At 49.5% G+C, this 1,176-nt stretch carries 1 protein-coding gene; it reads left to right on the top strand.

Going from position 1 to position 1,176, the window contains the following annotated elements; genetic code table 11:
• The first annotated feature begins 541 nt into the window (after positions 1-541).
• Entirely contained in the window at positions 542-1,108 is a 567-nt protein-coding gene (locus tag A918_RS0113875) for a DUF6101 family protein (RefSeq protein WP_028233813.1), read from the top strand.
• Positions 1,109-1,176: the final 68 nt, after the last annotated feature.

Raw genomic sequence — 1,176 nt, 5'->3', positions numbered from 1 at the left:
GGGGGCGGCTCAATTGTTAAAAACAGGCCGCTTTGCCCACCGCTCATCATAAACGAGCGGTAAATATCCACATTCTGAGCAGCAAAAACGCGGTTAGCAAAAGATTGATGTACTGTCCCGCGTGTTTAACGCGGATTTAATGTCCACAGCCTCAGCCTTAATAACTGGTTGCTGCCGGATTGTGGTTTTCAGACAATCTTCAGGTTTGAGGGCTTTGGAGGCGGTAAAATGCTGTTGGCGAAGCAGAACGGGCGCTTATTGTTTAGCTCTTGTTAAAAATCATGAATATTCGCTGATTTTCATGGTTTAAATGCTGTTTACCGGTCTTTCCGAAGTCTTACTTCTGCTTAGCCGATAGTTGGAATCTGTAAACCATTCCCGCAAAGACAGAAGCATTAACCCTGTCATTTAAGCAGATTGGTGACTTTGCCGCGCTATTCTTGTGTCCAACGAAGCCAAAAAGGCTCGCAAATATAACAGGACCGAAAATAAAAATAACAGCGGTTCTCAGAAGCAACAGGGCGCGAAAACAATGAACCAGATGCTGGAAAAACAGGACAAACCAGTTTGGGCGAGCAGGGAGATCCGTCTCGATCCTTTCCAGTTCCCGCAGAGCGTATCTTACGCTTCAACGGGCGAGCAGGAAGATGTGACTTTCACGATCAATGAGCGTGGCGCAGTGCTGCGACGCGTATTGCCTTCCAGCGGTTTGCCAATGTCTGTGGCATTGCCTGCCCATGTGTTTCTTGGCGTGACTGCCCGTGCAGTTGAAGATGAACAGGGTCTGATTACTGTGACATTGGAACTGATGCACGAAGACCCGCAAATGTCTGTGCCGCTGCTGGTAGCGCATGATCTGGATGATGTTGCCGCCGACTGGCATGCATGGGCGAATGCTTACAAGCTGCCGATGCTTCTGGTTGAGGCCGATGGTGTTGCCCGTCCGCTTTATGACAGCATTGGCGGTGTTACAGCTTCAGCGAGCACAGAGCGTCGTCAGGGACAGGAACCGCGTCGTCGCCGTCCGCGTTTTCTGGCACGCCGCAAAACCGGTTCGCTGGGCGTGAGTTTGAAGATTTCTGGCCGCGAAATTATTTCGCGAGTTTAAAAAACTGAGATCATCTCGCGAGTGTAAAAAGTTGAGATCATCTCGCGAGTTTAAAAGACAGGAAATTA

The sequence above is a fragment of the Pseudochrobactrum sp. AO18b genome (genome assembly GCF_000409565.1).
Lineage (GTDB): Bacteria > Pseudomonadota > Alphaproteobacteria > Rhizobiales > Rhizobiaceae > Pseudochrobactrum > Pseudochrobactrum saccharolyticum.
Note: the sequence above shows the minus strand (reverse complement) of the source record. Positions and strands in the feature narration are given on the sequence as shown.

Coding starts and splice junctions, on each gene's coding strand:
- A918_RS0113875 (WP_028233813.1), top strand. CDS start 542: ATGCTGGAAAAACAGGACAAACCAGTTTGGGCGAGCAGGGAGATCCGT.